Origin of the sequence: Pseudomonas sp. SW-3 (genome assembly GCF_016615645.1) — a bacterium.
GTDB lineage: Bacteria > Pseudomonadota > Gammaproteobacteria > Pseudomonadales > Pseudomonadaceae > Aquipseudomonas > Aquipseudomonas mandelii.
The window spans coordinates 1,806,924-1,824,235 of the sequence record NZ_CP067098.1; the positions used below are offsets into that span (position 1 = coordinate 1,806,924).

Genomic DNA, 17,312 nt, shown 5'->3' on the forward strand with positions numbered 1-17,312 from the left:
CATGACCGACGAATGGAAAGCGCCCGCCAAGGCGAGCGCAGAGAGCGGTGACGAAAAAAGCTGGAAGCTGCTGGAAACGACTTTGCTGGCCAGTGTCCAGGAGCAGCGCCGGTCTCGTCGCTGGGGTATTTTCTTCAAATTGCTGACCTTTGTGTACCTGTTTGGCGCGTTGATTCTGTTCGCGCCGCTCATGGACATGGAAAAAAGCGCGACCCGCGGTTCCCACTACACGGCGTTGATCGACGTGACCGGCGTGATCGCCGACAAGGAGCCGGCCAGCGCCGACAACATTGTTGGCAGTCTGCGTGCTGCCTTCGAGGACGAGAAGGTCAAGGGTGTGGTCCTGCGCATCAACAGCCCGGGCGGCAGTCCGGTGCAGTCGGGTTATGTGTATGACGAGATCGTCCGTCTGCGCGGCTTGCACCCGGATACCAAGGTGTACGCGGTGATTTCCGATCTTGGCGCTTCCGGTGCTTACTACATCGCCAGCGCGGCGGATCAGATTTACGCCGACAAGGCGAGTCTGGTCGGTTCCATTGGTGTGACGGCGGCCGGTTATGGTTTCGTCGGCACCATGGAGAAGCTTGGCGTCGAGCGTCGGACCTACACGTCCGGCGAGCACAAGTCGTTCCTCGACCCGTTCCAGCCGCAGAAGCCTGAGGAAACTCAGTTCTGGCAGGGTGTTCTGGATACCACGCACCAGCAGTTCATCAACAGCGTGAAGAAGGGCCGTGGCGACCGTCTCAAGGATAAAGAGCATCCAGAGTTATTCTCCGGGCTGGTCTGGAACGGTGAGCAGGCGTTGCCGCTGGGGCTGATCGATGGCCTGGGGAGTGCCAGTTCGGTGGCGCGCGATGTAATTGGCGAGAAGGAACTGGTGGATTTCACCGTTCAGGAATCGCCATTTGATCGTTTCTCGAAAAAGCTCGGTGCCAGCGTGGCTGAGCAACTGGCGATGTGGATGGGCTTCCAGGGGCCTTCGTTGCGTTGATTCTTTGGTTGCACCAGAAAACCGGCCTCAGTGGCCGGTTTTTTGTGTTCAGGGAATTTGCACGCCCTCGGCCAGTAGCATGTCGATCAGGCGAATCAGCGGCAGGCCGATCAGGCTGGTGGCGTCAGGGCCTTCGGTGCTTTGAAACAGGCTCACCCCCAAGCCTTCGGCCTTGAAGCTGCCAGCGCAGTCGTAGGGCTGTTCGGCGTGCAGGTAGCGCTCGATGCGTGCCGGGTCGAGGGTGCGCATGTGCACGGTGAAAGGCACGCAGTCGACCTGGCAGTCGCCGGTCTGGCTGTTGAACAGCGCCAGGCCCGTCAGGAAGGTCACGCTGGCACCGCTGGATGCCAGTAGTTGTTCGCGGGCCTTCTCGAAGGTGTGGGGTTTGCCGATGATTCGATCGCCGAGGACGGCAACCTGGTCGGAGCCGATAATCAGATGAGCAGGATGGCTGCCGGCCAGTGCCCGGGCTTTTTCTTCGGCAAGGCGTTTTACCAGTTCGATGGCCGTCTCGCCGGAGCGATGGCTTTCATCGATATCCGGTGAGCTGCAGGTGAATGGCAGCTGCAAGCGGGCCAGCAATTGCCGGCGATAAACCGAGCTTGAAGCGAGTAATAAAGGCAGCATGCGTATCTCCGGAAGACAGGCGCGAATTCTACCGAGGCTTCCAAGTGACGGACAGGGCTGAATTTCCTTTGACATGGCTGGGTGCATCCCTATAATGCTGCGCCTATGTTGAATGACCCGATTCCACCTCACGTTGACCCGCGCAAATTGGCTGACCGTGGCACCACCCTTCAAGGTGAACTGCTGCTGGCCGATTTGGAGAGACTCTGCGACCCGCTTTCCGATACTGTCGGTACGGTGCAGGCTAAATTCGTTTTTGAACGAGATGAACGTAAGTCTGTGGTAATCCACAGTTTTATCGACACCGAAGTCAAAATGGTTTGCCAGCGTTGTCTTGAGCTGGTCACCCTGCCGATCCATAGCGAATGCAGTTATGCTGTGGTGAAGGAGGGTGCGAATACCCAGTCGTTGCCGAAAGGTTATGACGTGCTGGAACTGGGCGAAGATCCATTGGATCTGCAGTCACTGATCGAGGAGGAGCTTCTGCTCGCCTTGCCCATTGTGCCTGCTCATCATCCGGAAGAATGCCAGCAGCCGGCGGGTCTCGATGAGCCCGAACCGAGCGAGGACGAGGTAACGCGGTCCAACCCGTTCAGTGTATTGGCGCAGTTAAAGCGTGACCCAAACGTTTAGGAGTTAATCAATTATGGCTGTTCAGCAGAACAAAAAATCCCGCTCTGCCCGTGACATGCGTCGTTCGCACGACGCCCTGACGGCAAGCACTCTGTCTGTAGAAAAAACCACCGGTGAAATTCACCTGCGTCACCACGTATCGCCAGAAGGCGTATACCGTGGCCGTAAAGTGATCGACAAGGGCGCTGACGAGTAATCACTTGTCTGCTCAAGTCATCGCGATTGACGCAATGGGCGGGGACTTCGGTCCCCGCAGCATTGTTCAGGCCAGCCTTGCTTGTCTGTCTGCTACGCCCTCGCTGCACCTGACCCTCGTCGGTCAACCCTCTCTTCTTGAAGAATTGCTCTCTGGCCAATCGGCTGTGGATCGCTCGCGCCTGTCGATTGCTCCGGCGTCCGAAGTCATCACCATGGACGAAAAGCCTGCCCAGGCCTTGCGTGGCAAGCCTGACTCGTCGATGCGCGTGGCGCTTGAGTTGTTGCGTGATGGCAAGGTCCAGGCCTGTGTCAGTGCCGGCAATACCGGTGCGCTGATGGCGTTGTCGCGGTTTGTGCTCAAGACGTTGCCCGGCATCGATCGGCCGGCGATGGTGGCGGCGATTCCAACGCAGAAGGGTTATTGCCAGTTGCTCGACCTCGGCGCCAACGTTGATTGCAGTGCCGAGCATTTATTGCAATTTGCGGTGATGGGCTCGGTGGCGGCAGAAACCCTCGGCATTGTTCGCCCACGGGTGGCCTTGCTGAACATCGGCACCGAAGACATCAAGGGTAATCAGCAGGTCAAGCTGGCGGCGACCTTGTTGCAAAGTGCTCGCGGCATCAACTACATCGGCTTTGTCGAAGGTGACGGTTTGTACCGGGGCGAGGCGGACGTGGTGGTGTGTGACGGCTTTGTCGGCAATATCCTGCTCAAGTCCAGCGAAGGCCTGGCGACCATGATTGCCGGGCGCATCGAAGCCTTGTTCAAGAAAAACCTCGCCTCGAAAATGATCGGCGCGCTGGCGCTGCCCCTGATGAAGCGTTTGCAGGCCGATCTGGCGCCTGCGCGACATAACGGCGCAAGCTTCCTGGGTTTGCAGGGGATTGTGGTGAAAAGCCACGGTTCGGCCGGGGTTCAGGGTTTTCAGAGTGCCATTTCCCGTGCGCTGATCGAGATCCAGGAAAACCTTCCGGAACGCATTCACGGCCGTCTGGAGGATTTGTTGCTTTAGGCGTTTTCGTCGGACAATGCTTAAATGTGACCGCTCAGTTCAATTGGCCATCCAACTGTCAGTTTCTTGCGTCCCCCAAGCGGGACGTCAAATTCTCCGACGACAAGATCATTAGGGGCTTGTTACATGTCTGCTTCCCTCGCATTCGTCTTTCCAGGACAGGGTTCGCAGTCCCTCGGCATGCTGGCCGAGTTGGGCGCACAACATCCGGTTGTCCTCGAAACATTCAAAGAAGCTTCCGATGCTCTGGGTTACGACCTGTGGGCACTGACCCAGCAAGGGCCGGAAGAGCAACTCAATCAAACCGATAAAACCCAGCCGGCCATTCTGACTGCCTCGATCGCCTTGTGGCGTCTGTGGCTGGCGGAAGGCGGCGCGCGTCCGGCTTACGTTGCCGGTCACAGTCTGGGCGAGTACAGCGCACTGGTCGCGGCGGGCAGCCTGAGCCTGGGCGCCGCCGTCAAGCTGGTGGAGCGCCGTGGTCAGTTGATGCAGGAAGCGGTTCCGGCCGGGCAGGGCGGCATGGCCGCAATCCTGGGTCTGGAAGATGCTGACGTGTTGGCCGCCTGTGCCGAAGCGGCGCAAGGCGAAGTGGTCAGCGCGGTCAACTTCAACTCCCCGGGCCAGGTCGTGATCGCCGGTGCCAAGGCTGCGGTCGAACGCGCCATCGAAGGCTGCAAGGCTCGTGGTGCCAAGCGTGCCATGCCGTTGCCGGTCAGCGTGCCGTCCCATTGCGAATTGATGCGTCCGGCAGCCGAGCGTTTCGCTGAGTCGATCGCTGCCATTGACTGGCAGGCTCCGCAGATCCCTGTGGTGCAGAACGTCAGCGCCAATGTGCCGGCCGATCTGGAAACCCTCAAGCGCGATCTGCTTGAGCAGCTCTACAAGCCTGTACGCTGGGTAGAGTCGGTCCAGGCGCTGGCCGCCAAGGGCGCGACCCAGCTGGTCGAATGCGGCCCTGGCAAAGTACTCGCCGGCCTGAACAAGCGTTGCGCCGAAGGCGTGTCGACATCCAACCTCAATACCCCAGACGCTTTCGCTGCCGCCCGTGCAGCGCTGGCCTGAATCAGGAGAAACTTGCATGAGTCTGCAAGGTAAAGTTGCACTGGTCACCGGTGCGAGCCGCGGTATCGGCCAGGCCATCGCCCTGGAACTGGGTCGTCAGGGCGCTATTGTTGTCGGTACCGCGACGTCCGCTTCCGGCGCCGAGCGTATTGCCGCTACCCTGAAAGAAAATGGTATTCAAGGCACTGGCCTGGAACTCAATGTCACCAGCGACGAATCCGTTGCTGCGGTGTTGGCAAGCATCACAGCACAGTTCGGTGCGCCGGCGATCCTGGTCAACAATGCCGGTATCACCCGCGATAATCTGATGATGCGCATGAAAGATGACGAATGGCATGACGTCGTCGATACCAACCTGAACAGTCTGTTCCGCCTGTCCAAGGGCGTTTTGCGCGGTATGACCAAAGCCCGTTGGGGACGAATTATCAGTATTGGCTCGGTTGTGGGTGCCATGGGCAACGCAGGCCAAGTAAACTACGCAGCCGCCAAGGCCGGTCTGGAAGGTTTCAGCCGTGCACTGGCGCGTGAAGTCGGTTCGCGTTCGATTACGGTAAACTCGGTGGCCCCAGGGTTCATCGACACCGATATGACCCGCGAACTGCCTGAGGCACAGCGTGAAGCCTTGCAGACGCAGATTCCGCTGGGCCGTCTGGGGCAAGCTCAAGAGATCGCGTCTGTGGTCGCTTTTCTTGCATCCGACGGTGCGGCTTACGTTACTGGGGCTACAATCCCGGTGAACGGCGGGATGTACATGAGTTAAATGTGACGGATTGCTTCAAAAAAATGTCATACGAGCTGTCTAAAATCCGTTATAAAGCTGCAATCTATTTATAGGCAGAGGGTCGTCGGGTTTGAGGAGTGAAGCTTTCAGTTGAAAAACTGAAAAGTCTTTCTATACACTTACCCACTGGCCAGCTGCCTGAATTTGTCCATTAGGAGTGAAAACAAGGTATGAGCACCATCGAAGAGCGCGTCAAGAAAATCGTTGCTGAGCAACTGGGCGTTAAAGAAGAAGAAGTGGTCAACACTGCTTCCTTCGTTGAAGACCTGGGTGCCGACTCCCTTGACACCGTTGAGCTGGTGATGGCTCTGGAAGAGGAATTCGAGACCGAAATCCCTGACGAAGAAGCTGAGAAGATCACTACTGTACAAGCCGCAATCGATTACGTTACTAACCATCAGGCTTAATAGCTTGTAATCGTTGCTTGCTGTCATGGAAAAACCGCACTGCCATCACGGCGTGCGGTTTTTTCTTTAGGCCTGATGCAAAGTCGTCATTTGAAAAAGGAGAGTGCTGTGTCGCGTAGACGCGTCGTAGTCACCGGTATGGGTATGTTGTCGCCACTGGGCACGGATGTGCCAAGCAGTTGGCAGGGCATTCTGGCTGGCCGCAGTGGCATTGGTCTGATCGAACACACCGACCTTTCTGCCTATTCCACCCGTTTTGGCGGCTCGGTAAAGGGCTTCAATGTCGAGGAATACCTGTCGGTCAAGGAAGCTCGAAAGCTCGACCTGTTCATTCAGTACGGTCTGGCCGCAGGTTTTCAGGCTGTACGTAACGCAGGCCTTGAAGTCACCGACGCCAACCGTGAACGCATCGGCGTGGCCATGGGGTCGGGTATTGGCGGTCTGACCAATATCGAAGAAACCAGCCGCACCCTGCATGATTCCGGGCCACGACGGATTTCTCCGTTTTTCGTGCCTGGCTCGATCATCAATATGATTTCCGGTTTTCTGTCCATCCACTTGGGTGCACAGGGACCTAACTACGCCATCGCCACCGCGTGTACCACCGGTACGCACTGCATTGGCATGGCTGCGCGCAACATCATGTACGACGAAGCCGACGTGATGATTGCCGGCGGCGCCGAGATGGCGGCTTGCGGTCTGGGCATGGGTGGCTTCGGTGCTTCCCGTGCGCTGTCGACCCGCAACGACGAGCCAACCCGTGCCAGCCGTCCATGGGACAAGGGCCGTGATGGCTTCGTTTTGTCCGACGGTGCCGGCGCCCTGGTTCTCGAAGAGCTGGAGCACGCCAAGGCGCGCGGCGCGACCATCTATGCCGAGCTGATCGGTTTCGGCACCAGCGGCGATGCCTACCACATGACTTCGCCTCCCGCCGATGGCGCCGGTGCTGCCCGTTGCATCACTAATGCCTTGCGCGACGCCAAGATCAATGGCGATCAGGTCCAGTACATCAACGCCCACGGCACCTCGACCTCGGCCGGCGATCTCGCCGAAGCCTGTGCAATCAAGTCGGTGTTCGGCGATCACGCCTACAAACTGGCCGTCAGTTCGACCAAGTCCATGACCGGTCACTTGCTGGGTGCAGCAGGCGCAGTCGAGGCGATCTTCAGCGTGCTGGCGATCAATAGCCAGGTAGCGCCACCGACCATCAACCTCGATGAACCGGACGAAGGCTGCGATCTCGATTTCGTGCCGCACACCGCGCGCAATATGGATATCGATGTGGTGCTCTCCAACTCCTTCGGATTTGGCGGTACCAACGGCTCGCTGGTGTTCCGCCGGTTCGCTGACTGATGGACAGCTGGGTCGACGGTCAGCCGGCTGACGCTTTGTCGCTGAAGGATCGCGGCCTGGCTTACGGTGATGGTCTGTTCGAGACCATTGCCGTGCGTGGTGGGCAACCCTTGTTGCTGGACCGACATCTGTCGCGTCTGGCCGATGGCTGTTCACGGCTGGCGATCACTGCCGATCACGAGTTGATCCGCAGTGAGCTGCTGGCCTATGCCGCCGCACTGGGTCAAGGTGTGCTCAAGCTCATCCTCACCCGCGGCGACAGTCTGCGTGGTTACGCTCCCGATCCTTCGGCTCAGGCCCGACGTATTCTGCAAGGAAATCCCCCCGCTGCTTATCCTGCCGTTCATGGCGAGCAGGGTGTTCGTCTGTTCCCGTGTGCGACGCGACTGTCCAGGCAACCACTGCTTGCCGGCCTCAAACACCTGAACCGCCTGGAGCAGGTCATAGCCCGTTCCGAATGGCAGGACACCGAGCATGCCGAAGGCTTGATGCTCGACAGGACAGGGCGGGTGATCGAAGGCGTATTCAGTAATCTTTTCCTGGTGCGCGATGGCGTGTTGATCACAGCCGATTTGAAGCGCTGCGGCGTGGCGGGTGTGATGCGTGCCGAATTATTGTTTCAAGCCGAGTCATTGGGGATCCCCACGCAAATCACCGACATTAGCCTCGATCAGCTGCAATGGGCCGATGAAGTCTTTGTCTGCAACAGCGTGTATGGCGTTTGGCCGGTGCGCGCCTATGCTGCGCTGAGCTGGCCGGTTGGGCCGCTCACCCGTAAACTCCAAACCATTGCCCATGCGCTACTGGATGCTTGATACGTGAGACGTAAATTGTTGCTGCTGCTGGAAACCGGATTGGTTCTGGCAGGGCTGTGTCTGGGCGCCTCCGCCTGGAAGATTCATACGGCGCTGAATCAGCCGCTGAACATCACCCAGGAAGAACTGCTGGAAGTGCCTAAAGGCACGACACCCACCCGCACCTTCTATCGACTCGAAGCCGATGGCGTCATCAAGGACGCTTTCTGGTTGCGCGTGTATTGGCGTTTCAATCTGGCCGGACAACCCTTGCACAAGGGCGAATACCGCATGCAGCCCGGCATGACCGTCGAAGGGCTGATCGACCTGTGGAAGCGTGGGGACATCGTTCAATACAGCCTGACTCTGGTCGAAGGCTGGAATTTTCATCAGGTCCGGGCGGCATTGGCCAAGGATGAAAAACTCGAGCAGACCCTCAACGGCTTGAGCGATAGCGAAGTGATGACCAAGCTGGGCCATACCGGGATCTTTCCCGAGGGCCGGTTCTTCCCCGACACTTACCGCTTCGTGCGGGGCATGACCGACGTCGATCTGCTGAAAAAAGCCTACGATCGCCTCGACGAAGTCCTGGCCAGGGAATGGGAGCAGCGCGCTGCTGACTTGCCGTACACCGAACCCTATCAGGCGCTGATCATGGCCTCGCTGGTTGAAAAGGAAACCGGTGTGCCCCAGGAGCGCGGGCAGATTGCAGGCGTGTTCGTGCGACGCATGGCGATGGGCATGCTGCTGCAGACCGATCCGACGGTGATCTACGGCCTGGGTGATCGCTACAGCGGCAAGTTGACCCGCGCCCACCTCAAGGAGGCCACGCCGTACAACACCTATATGATTTCGGGCCTGCCACCCACCCCGATTGCCATGGTCGGCCGCGAAGCGATCCATGCCGCGTTGAACCCGGTGGCAGGCAACAGCCTCTACTTTGTGGCTCGCGGTGACGGCAGCCACGTGTTCTCCGATGATCTGGACGCCCACAATAATGCGGTGCGCGAGTTCCAGCTCAAGCGTCGTGCCGATTATCGGTCCAGTCCGGCACCGGTCTCCGCACCAGAAACTCCGAGTGCCGACACACCGGGTGCCGAAGCGCCGATTCCGGCCGCTTCGCCCAATCCCGATCCCGAAGCTTTGCCAGAAGTAGCGCCACAAGACGCGCCGCAAGAACCCGCTCCGGCGCCCGAACCCGTGCCCGAGCCGGACACACCGGCTCCGCAAAGCCCGCAATGACTCTGATTAAGGACTGCCCGTGACTGGCTTGTTTATTACCCTGGAAGGCCCGGAAGGCGCCGGCAAGAGCACCAACCGCGAATACCTGGCCGAGCGCCTGCGCGCCGCCGGTATCGAGGTGGTGTTGACCCGCGAGCCGGGTGGTACGCCCTTGGCCGAGCGGATCCGCGAGGTGCTGTTGGCGCCGGTTGATGAAGTCATGAACCCTGACACCGAGCTGCTGCTGGTGTTCGCCGCGCGCGCCCAGCATCTGGCCGAGGTGATTCGCCCGGCGCTGGCCCGCGGCGCGGTAGTCTTGTGTGATCGCTTTACCGATTCGACCTACGCCTATCAGGGCGGTGGTCGTGGTTTGTCGCTGGAGCGTATCGCGGCCCTCGAAACCTTTGTGCAGGGCGATTTGCGCCCGGATCTGACGCTGATCTTCGATTTGCCGGTGGAAGTGGGCCTGGCCCGCGCCAGCGCTCGCGGTCGCCTGGATCGTTTTGAACTCGAAGGCCGAACCTTTTTTGATGCCGTGCGCAGTGCGTTCCTCAAGCGCGCTGAAGCTGACCCGGCGCGTTATGTGCGGGTCGATGCCGCTCAGCCGCTGGCACAGGTTCAGCAGTCGCTGGACGCCTTGCTGCCACGCCTGCTGGAGTTGGCCCGTGGCTGAAGCCTATCCGTGGCAGGACAGCCTCTGGCAGCAGTTGGCCGGTCGCAAGCAACATGCGCACGCCTATCTGCTGCATGGCCCGGCCGGGATTGGCAAGCGCGCGCTGGCGGAACGGTTGATGGCCAGTTTGCTGTGCCAGCGTCCGACCGCGCAGGATGCCTGCGGTGAATGCAAGTCCTGCCTGCTGCTCAAGGCCGGCAGCCACCCCGACAATTACATCCTGGAACCCGAAGAGGCCGACAAGGCGATCAAGGTCGATCAGGTGCGCAATCTGGTCAGTTTCGTGGTCCAGACCGCCCAAATGGGCGGGCGCAAGGTGGTGTTGATCGAGCCGGTCGAGTCGATGAACATCAACGCCGCGAACGCCTTGCTCAAAAGTCTTGAGGAACCGTCCGGCGACACCGTTTTGCTGTTGGTCAGCCACCAGACCAGTCGTCTGCTGCCGACCATCAAGAGCCGCTGCGTACAGCAGGCTTGTCCGCTGCCGAGCGAAGCGATGAGTCTTGCCTGGCTGGCCAAGGCCCTGCCGGACAGCTCGGAAGAAGAGCGTATCGAACTGCTGACCCTGGCGGCCGGCTCCCCGCTGGCGGCGGTCAAGTTGCAGGCCCAAGGCGTGCGCGAACAGCGAGCTCTGGTGGTCGAAGGCGTGAAGAAGCTGCTCAAGCAGCAGCAATCGCCGACGCAATTGGCCGAAGAATGGAAAACCGTCCCGCAGTTGCTGTTGTTCGACTGGTTCTGCGACTGGTCGAGTCTGATCCTGCGCTATCAATTGACCCAGGATGAGCAGGGGCTGGGGTTGGCGGACATGCGCAAGGTCATTCAATACCTGGCGCAGAAAACCGCTCAGGATAAAGTCTTGAATATCCAGGACTGGATTCTCGCCCAGCGTCAGAAGGTCATGAGCAAAGCTAACCTCAATCCGGCCTTGTTGCTGGAGGCACTGCTGGTGCAATGGGCATCCTTGCCTACCCAGAAGTGATCGTCTGTGCCTAGACTCTGATCATCAGCAATGGAGGTCAGCATGAATGAAGCCGTCAATCCGGGGCCGCGCAACGGCATTTTGTCCCTGACCATCAAGGACAAGTCCGTGCTTTACGCGGCCTACATGCCGTTCATCAAGAATGGTGGCCTGTTTATCCCGACCAACAAGAGCTACAAGTTGGGCGACGAGGTGTTCATGCTGCTGAACCTGATGGATGAGATCGATAAGATCCCGGTAGCCGGCAAGGTTGCCTGGATTACGCCCAACGGTGCGCAGGGCAATCGGGCTGCCGGGGTCGGCGTACAATTCAACGACGGCGACAACACCGCGCGCAGCCGAATCGAAACCCATCTGGCCGGAGCCCTGAAGTCCGACCGTCCCACTCATACGATGTAAGTTGCAGCCCTTTTATGCTCGTAGATTCCCATTGTCACCTCGATCGTCTTGACCTCGCCGCCCACGACGGCTCCCTGGATGCCGCGCTTGATGCGGCCCGGCAGCGCGGGGTAGGGCACTTTTTATGTATCGGCGTCAGCGTTGAAAATGCCGCGGATGTCAAAGCCCTGGCCGAACGTTATGGCGACGTCGACTGTTCAGTGGGCGTGCATCCTCTGGATGTACAGCCGGGTGCCGCTCCGGCGCTGGATTGGTTGTTGCGTGAGCTCAATCACCCCCGTGTCGTGGCCATCGGTGAAACCGGCCTGGATTATCACTACGAGCCGGAAGCGGCAGAGTTGCAGCAGGCATCGTTTCGCTTGCACCTGCAGGCCGCCCAGCAAACAGGCAAACCGGTGATCATCCACACCCGTGGCGCCCGTGCCGATACGTTGAGTTTGCTGCGCGAGGCTGCGTTGCCTCAGGCGGGCGTGTTGCATTGCTTCACGGAAGACTGGGACATGGCCAAGGCTGCGCTGGACATGGGCTATTACATTTCCCTGTCTGGCATTGTCACTTTTCGCAATGCCGATGCGCTGCGTGACGTCGCCAGCAAAGTGCCAGCTGATCGATTGCTGGTAGAAACCGACTCGCCGTACCTGGCTCCGATCCCTTATCGCGGCAAACCCAACCTGCCGCAGTACGTGCGCGAGGTGGCGGAGTTTCTGGCAATGTTGCGGGGTGAGGCTTACGAGCGATTTGCCGAGCAGACCACTGAAAACTTCAAGCGCCTGTTTCCGCTGGCGCATGTGAAGGGCTGAATCGCAGGCAAAAAAAACCCGGGTTCTGGGGGGTGAATCCGGGTTAAGACCATTAGGAGTAAAACAAAGGCACGCGGTCCGTTGGTACCTATATCGACGCGACACTTGGGGGAGATGCCCCGCCGACAGTTCAAGTATTGATCAGTATTGCGCCGAGTCCAGTTTACCGGTCCCGGTTTTTAAACAATTTTGGAATACGGGCGCTTCGGAAGTGTTCTCATCAACAGGCGACCCTGTGTGAAATCATCAAGAAACACAGATATGGTCGGATGATCCGTGCATTTTGGCGCAAGTTAGGCATAATACGCGGCTTCGAATTTTGACCCCTACAGACCTTTTCTTATGCATAAAGAACCTCGTAAGGTCCGTGAGTTTCGTCGCCGCGAGCAAGAAATTCTCGATACCGCGCTCAAGCTGTTCCTCGACCAAGGTGAAGACAGTGTCACCGTCGAGATGATTGCTGATGCCGTCGGTATCGGCAAAGGCACGATCTACAAGCATTTCAAATCCAAGGCGGAGATCTATCTGCGCCTGATGCTCGACTACGAGCGTGATCTGAACGAGCTGTTGCATTCGGCTGATGTCGACAAGGACAAGGAAGCCCTGTCCCGGGCCTACTTCGAATTCCGCATGCGCGATCCGCAACGCTATCGCTTGTTCGATCGGCTGGAAGAGAAGGTGGTCAAGGGCAACCAGGTGCCGGAGATGGTCGAGGAACTGCACAAGATCCGCGCCTCGAACTTCGAACGCCTGACCTTGCTGATCAAGGGCCGGATCAGCGAAGGCAAGCTTGAAGACGTGCCGCCTTACTTCCATTACTGCGCGTCCTGGGCGCTGGTGCACGGTGCCGTGGCGCTGTATCACTCGCCGTTCTGGAGCAATGTGCTGGAAGATCAGGAAGGTTTCTTCCAGTTCCTGATGGATATCGGCGTGCGTATGGGCAACAAGCGCAAGCGCGATACCGACACTCCGAGTAGCTGAACCATTCAGTTGCCTTATTGCGCCATGATTTCTCTATATGGCGCAGTACCTCAGGAATATACTCAGGCATGGGACTTGCTAAAACTTGATTTGTGAGTCAAGTTTTACGCGTTCAAATTCCTTTCGCCGGAGTGCTCCATGATCGTTGACCGTCAAGGCAGGCGTTTCCGCAATCTGCGGATCAGCCTGACCTCAGCCTGCAATTACGCGTGTACCTACTGCGTGCCCAACGGCAAGCGGCTGGTGGCTGCACAGGACGAATTGTCGGCCGACGCCATGGCGCGCGGTGTGGCGTACCTGATCGAAGCGGCGGGCATCGAGCGCTTGCGCATCACCGGTGGCGAGCCGCTGGTCAGCCCCAAGCTCGAAGCCTTCATGACGGCCGTCGGCAAGATGGGCCTGGAAGACATCAGCCTGACTACCAATGGTCAGCTGCTGGCGAAGAAGCTGCCGTTGCTGGTAGACGCCGGCATCCGTCGCATCAACGTTTCCCTCGATACCCTGGATGCCAGCGCGTTCCGCAGCATTGCCCGTGGCGGCGACCTGGCGACCGTGCTCGACGGGATGGATCAGGCAAAGGCCGCCGGCCTTAAAATCAAGGTCAACATGGTGCCCCTGCGCGGCCAGAACCTTGATCAAGTGATGCCTCTGCTCGATTACTGCCTGGAGCGTGGCTATGAATTGCGCTTCATCGAGCTGATGCGCATGGGTCATCTGGCCAGCGACAACAACGCTTTCCTGCAACAGTTCGTCAGCCTTCAGCAGTTGCTGAGCCTGATTGGCGAGCGTTACGAGTATTTGCAGGCCGATGCACCCGTAGACGCGACTGCCGTGCGTTACCAAATACCGGGGCTGGGGCACTTCGGTGTGATCGCCAATGAAAGCGTTCCCTTCTGCCGGACTTGTTCACGCCTGCGCCTGTCGTCCACCGGCTGGCTGCATGGCTGTTTATCGTCGAGCAATCGCCACTATGTCGGCGATCTGCTCGACAAGCCGCGCCATCAGGCATTGCCGGCGTTGCAGCGACTTCTGGTGAAAGCCTTGGGGGACAAGCAGGAAGTGGCGTTCTCGGGGGGGGCGACCATCATGAAGATTATTGGCGGCTGATCGGGCCTCATTGTCCGAACGCCGCTCCGAGCCTGCTCGCGATTGCTATCTATAAGGCCACAACATCCTTGAGCTGGCGCGGAAGCTGCATCCAATGGCCATTCGCCGGTTTTCCGTCACCGGCCTCTGGAGGGTAGGATGCGTAGCCTGGTTTTGCTGCTGGCCGTTTTGGCGCTTGGTGGCTGCATGAATGTCAGCGATATGGCTGAAGGAACTCGCTACCACATGAGCGATGCAGGGCTGCTGGATCACAGCGACAGTCGTCGGGTGAATAACCTGCGCATTCAGCCGGACTCATTCATCTACATCGCCCAAGGTGCCTTCGCGCCGCCGGGCAGTGCTTATCCGCGACCTAACGTGGTCGCTGAAGAAGCCTTCAACGGCTTTATCGAATATTTCCCGATGGTCCGCCGCGCGCGCGCGCCCGAAGGTCTCGACCAGGCCATGGGTGAAGCCCGCGCCGCCGGTGCCCATTACCTGCTTTACACACGGTTCGCCAAGGCGGATGACCGAATCGGTAACTCGGACGAATGGCTCGATCAGGAATACGTGGATCGCTTGGGCATCGACAGCGGCGTGATTCAGATCATGTTGATCGAGACCAGCACCCAGTATTTGATTGATACTGCACGTATCAAGAGTCGTGGCGGTTTACTGACGTTCCACGATAACAAGCCACAAGACCTGATCGGCCCGCCGCTTGAGCAATACGCGCGCAGCCTGATTGGTCTCAGCGACCAGTAATCCAAGGAGAACGCCATGAGTGGCCCGCAAAAAGCCAACGACTTGTTGGGGCAAATCCCCAAAACCAAAGGCTTGCCGCCGGTCCACCTGTGGAACCCTGATTTCTGTGGCGACATCGACATGCGCATCGCCCGCGACGGCACCTGGTATTACCTGGGGACGCCGATCGGGCGCAAGCCGATGGTCAAATTGTTTTCCACCATCATTCGCCGCGATGGCGATGACTATTTTCTGATCACTCCGGTCGAGAAAGTGGGCATCAAGGTCGATGATGCGCCGTTTGTGGCGATTGCCGTGGACGTGGAAGGCGAGGGCGAAGCCCAGCTTCTGCGCTTCACCACCAACGTCGACGAGACCACGGACGCCGGCACCGAACACCCGATTCGCGTGGTGATCGACCCGGTCACGCAAGAGCCAGCACCCTACGTGCATGTGCGCACCAACCTCGAAGCCCTGATCCATCGTAATGTGTTCTACCAACTGGTGGAGTTGGCCGTGACACGTGAGATCGACGGGCAACGTTGGCTGGGTGTATGGAGCGGCGGTGAATTCTTCCCCATCGGCCTTGAGCCTTAACGCATAGCACTGTGGGGGCGGGCTTGCTCGCGATGAGGCCATAACATCAACCTAGATGTTACCTGTTACGCCGCCATCGCGAGCAGGCTCGCTCCCACATTGGATGTGTGAGTCATCCAAAAAATCAAATTGACACCCAATCATATGATGATTAGCGTGGACACCCATCGCGAACGGCTTTGTGCCGCTCCTGCATCGAGGTGTCCATGTCCAGCAGTTTTCATGCGTCGACCGTCGATTGGCTGGGTTGCTGGATAGCCGCCGGCCAGGTCAAGCCGGGTGAAACCATCAAGGTCGAAGCCGACCTGGGTGAGCAGTTGGGTGTCAGTCGCACGGTCATCCGCGAAGCCATCAAAACCCTGGTCGCCAAAGGCATGCTCGAAGTCGGGCCAAAGGTCGGTACACGGGTATTGCCGGTGCGACGCTGGAACCTCTTCGACCCACAAGTAGTGGGTTGGCTTTCGCGCAGCGGCTTGCCGGAAAACTTCGTCGACGACTTGCTCGATCTGCGCCGCACCATCGAACCGATGGCCGTGCGCTGGGCCTGTGAGCGCGCGACGGTCGAACAGGTCCAGGCGATCCAGCAGGCCTATAACGCGTTGGAACGGGCGGTGGACAGCGGCGTCGATTACAACCGCGCCGACCAGGTCTTCCACGAGTGCATACTCGCCGCCAGCCACAACCAGTTCATCGAACAAATGGTCCCGGCCCTTGGTGCGTTGTTGGCGGTGTCGTTCGAAGTGTCCGCCGCCGACCCGGACGAATTGCGCCGCACGCTGCCGATTCACAAAGACATGGCCGACGCCATCGCCGCACGGGATGCCGCGCGGGGTGTCTGGGCCTGCATGACCCTGATCGATAACGCGGACCTGGCGATCAAACGCTTTTATCCAAAAGTCATGGCCGACAAAAAAGCCGGCTGAGAGGCTTGCGCCACATACAAAAACAACAGGAGGTTTCATGACGTGGAATGCGGTTACCGGACACCGTGCGCAACTCGGTGAAGGTCCGTTCTGGGATGTGCCGACCCAGGCGCTGTATTGGGTGGACATCGCCGGCAAGCAAGCCCTGCGGCTGATCGGCGCCAACGTGCAAATCTGGAAAATGCCGGAACATGTGTCCGCGTTCATCCCCTGTGAAAGCGGCGATGCGCTCGTGACGTTGAGCAGCGGCGTCTATCGGCTGGACCTTGATTCACCGGGGCTTGAGCCGCGCCTGACCTTGCTCTGCGTCGCCGACCCGCAACCCGGCAACCGCGCCAACGAAGCCCGCTGCGATGCACAGGGTTGGCTCTGGCTTGGCACCATGCAGAACAACATCGGTGAAAATGGCGAAGACCTGCCCATTGTGCGTCGCTCCGGCGGCCTGTTTCGCATCGACCGCGACGCCCGGGTCACGCCGCTGCTTCGCGGCTTGGGCATTCCCAACACGTTGCTGTGGAGCGAGGACGAGACCACGCTGTTTTTCGCCGACAGCATGGACAAAACCTTGTACCGCCATTTCGTCCACACCGATGGCAACCTGGACACCGCGTATGTCTGGTTCGGTCCCCACGCTCGGGGCGGCCCCGATGGCTCGGCGATGGATGCCGAGGGTTTCATCTGGAACGCCCGCTGGGACGGTAGCTGCCTGATCAGGCTAACCCCGGATGGCTATGTCGACCGCGTGATCGAATTGCCGGTCAGCCGCCCCACCAGTTGCGTGTTCGGCGGCGAAGACTTGAAAACCCTGTACATCACCAGCGCCGCGAGCCCGCTCAACCACCCGCTGGACGGCGCGCTGCTGTCGATTCGCGTCGATGTACCCGGAAAAACCTGCACCCGCTTTGCTGGATAAAATCCCAAAATATGGGATGTAAAATTATATATTGAGATTATTTGGTGGTCGGGTTTATAGTCGGCCACCAGTTACACGCACTCACACTTAAAAAAACAAAACAGGTGAAGTGATGCAGCGATTTTCCAAAAGGA

The 17,312-nt window shown here is 59.0% G+C and carries 21 protein-coding genes; 20 read left to right on the forward strand and 1 reads right to left on the reverse strand.

Annotation, left to right across the window (positions count from 1 at the left end; translation table 11 throughout):
• Position 1 precedes the first annotated feature (1 nt).
• Positions 2-991 carry a signal peptide peptidase SppA gene (gene sppA, locus JIO00_RS08085; RefSeq protein WP_200667947.1) on the forward strand — a complete coding sequence of 330 codons (990 nt, stop codon included), beginning with the start codon at positions 2-4 and terminating at the stop codon, positions 989-991.
• Between the two features lie 48 nt (positions 992-1,039).
• Here the strand turns inward: sppA and JIO00_RS08090 are convergent, their stop codons facing one another.
• Positions 1,040-1,618 (reverse strand): Maf family protein, encoded by a 579-nt coding sequence (locus tag JIO00_RS08090; protein ID WP_010461865.1) that lies wholly within the window; start codon positions 1,616-1,618, stop codon positions 1,040-1,042.
• Between the two features lie 105 nt (positions 1,619-1,723).
• Between JIO00_RS08090 and JIO00_RS08095 the strand changes: the two genes are divergently transcribed.
• The 19 genes from JIO00_RS08095 (at position 1,724) to JIO00_RS08185 (ending at position 17,178) form a co-directional block, all read left to right on the forward strand.
• Positions 1,724-2,251 (forward strand): YceD family protein, encoded by a 528-nt coding sequence (locus tag JIO00_RS08095; protein WP_004371317.1) that lies wholly within the window; start codon positions 1,724-1,726, stop codon positions 2,249-2,251.
• 13 nt (positions 2,252-2,264) lie between these two features.
• The gene (gene rpmF / locus JIO00_RS08100; protein WP_008152339.1) at positions 2,265-2,447 is read left to right on the forward strand and encodes a 50S ribosomal protein L32; all 183 of its coding nucleotides are present in this window, start codon (positions 2,265-2,267) and stop codon (positions 2,445-2,447) included.
• A gap of 4 nt (positions 2,448-2,451) precedes the next feature.
• Entirely contained in the window at positions 2,452-3,462 is a 1,011-nt protein-coding gene (gene plsX / locus JIO00_RS08105; protein WP_102594306.1) for a phosphate acyltransferase PlsX, read from the forward strand.
• Between the two features lie 126 nt (positions 3,463-3,588).
• Positions 3,589-4,527, forward strand: a complete 939-nt coding sequence (fabD, locus tag JIO00_RS08110; protein WP_042932292.1) for an ACP S-malonyltransferase — start codon at positions 3,589-3,591, stop codon at positions 4,525-4,527.
• A 16-nt stretch (positions 4,528-4,543) separates the two neighbouring features.
• Positions 4,544-5,287: a 3-oxoacyl-ACP reductase FabG gene (gene fabG, locus JIO00_RS08115; RefSeq protein ID WP_010461854.1), complete on the forward strand. Its 744-nt coding sequence runs from the start codon at positions 4,544-4,546 to the stop codon at positions 5,285-5,287.
• 191 nt (positions 5,288-5,478) lie between these two features.
• Positions 5,479-5,715 (forward strand): acyl carrier protein, encoded by a 237-nt coding sequence (acpP, locus tag JIO00_RS08120; RefSeq protein WP_003442511.1) that lies wholly within the window; start codon positions 5,479-5,481, stop codon positions 5,713-5,715.
• A gap of 108 nt (positions 5,716-5,823) precedes the next feature.
• Positions 5,824-7,068, forward strand: coding sequence for a beta-ketoacyl-ACP synthase II (gene fabF, locus JIO00_RS08125; protein ID WP_010461853.1), 1,245 nt, complete (start codon positions 5,824-5,826; stop codon positions 7,066-7,068).
• Positions 7,068-7,883 (forward strand): aminodeoxychorismate lyase, encoded by an 816-nt coding sequence (gene pabC, locus JIO00_RS08130; RefSeq protein ID WP_010461852.1) that lies wholly within the window; start codon positions 7,068-7,070, stop codon positions 7,881-7,883. Before fabF ends, pabC begins: the two co-directional genes overlap by 1 nt.
• A 3-nt stretch (positions 7,884-7,886) precedes the next feature.
• A complete protein-coding gene (gene mltG / locus JIO00_RS08135; RefSeq protein ID WP_042932290.1) occupies positions 7,887-9,104 on the forward strand; it encodes an endolytic transglycosylase MltG in 1,218 nt (405 codons plus the stop codon).
• A 19-nt stretch (positions 9,105-9,123) separates the two neighbouring features.
• Positions 9,124-9,756 carry a dTMP kinase gene (tmk, locus tag JIO00_RS08140; RefSeq protein WP_010461848.1) on the forward strand — a complete coding sequence of 211 codons (633 nt, stop codon included), beginning with the start codon at positions 9,124-9,126 and terminating at the stop codon, positions 9,754-9,756.
• A complete protein-coding gene (locus JIO00_RS08145; RefSeq protein ID WP_010461847.1) occupies positions 9,749-10,735 on the forward strand; it encodes a DNA polymerase III subunit delta' in 987 nt (328 codons plus the stop codon). The genes tmk and JIO00_RS08145 overlap by 8 nt, the downstream gene beginning before the upstream one ends.
• A gap of 42 nt (positions 10,736-10,777) precedes the next feature.
• On the forward strand, positions 10,778-11,134 hold the full coding sequence (locus tag JIO00_RS08150; protein ID WP_010461846.1) for a PilZ domain-containing protein: 357 nt from the start codon (positions 10,778-10,780) through the stop codon (positions 11,132-11,134).
• A gap of 14 nt (positions 11,135-11,148) precedes the next feature.
• Complete coding sequence (locus JIO00_RS08155) at positions 11,149-11,934, forward strand: TatD family hydrolase (RefSeq protein WP_077747993.1); 786 nt, start codon at positions 11,149-11,151, stop codon at positions 11,932-11,934.
• 342 nt (positions 11,935-12,276) lie between these two features.
• On the forward strand, positions 12,277-12,915 hold the full coding sequence (locus JIO00_RS08160; RefSeq protein WP_008152317.1) for a TetR/AcrR family transcriptional regulator: 639 nt from the start codon (positions 12,277-12,279) through the stop codon (positions 12,913-12,915).
• 138 nt (positions 12,916-13,053) lie between these two features.
• Positions 13,054-14,022 (forward strand): GTP 3',8-cyclase MoaA, encoded by a 969-nt coding sequence (locus JIO00_RS08165; protein ID WP_010461842.1) that lies wholly within the window; start codon positions 13,054-13,056, stop codon positions 14,020-14,022.
• A 138-nt stretch (positions 14,023-14,160) separates the two neighbouring features.
• Complete coding sequence (locus tag JIO00_RS08170; RefSeq protein ID WP_010461840.1) at positions 14,161-14,766, forward strand: DUF4823 domain-containing protein; 606 nt, start codon at positions 14,161-14,163, stop codon at positions 14,764-14,766.
• 15 nt (positions 14,767-14,781) lie between these two features.
• On the forward strand, positions 14,782-15,342 hold the full coding sequence (locus JIO00_RS08175) for a DUF1285 domain-containing protein (protein WP_010461838.1): 561 nt from the start codon (positions 14,782-14,784) through the stop codon (positions 15,340-15,342).
• Between the two features lie 206 nt (positions 15,343-15,548).
• Positions 15,549-16,265, forward strand: a complete 717-nt coding sequence (locus JIO00_RS08180) for a FadR/GntR family transcriptional regulator (RefSeq protein ID WP_010461836.1) — start codon at positions 15,549-15,551, stop codon at positions 16,263-16,265.
• 37 nt (positions 16,266-16,302) lie between these two features.
• The gene (locus tag JIO00_RS08185; RefSeq protein WP_200667948.1) at positions 16,303-17,178 is read left to right on the forward strand and encodes an SMP-30/gluconolactonase/LRE family protein; all 876 of its coding nucleotides are present in this window, start codon (positions 16,303-16,305) and stop codon (positions 17,176-17,178) included.
• The last annotated feature ends 134 nt before the right edge of the window (positions 17,179-17,312 follow it).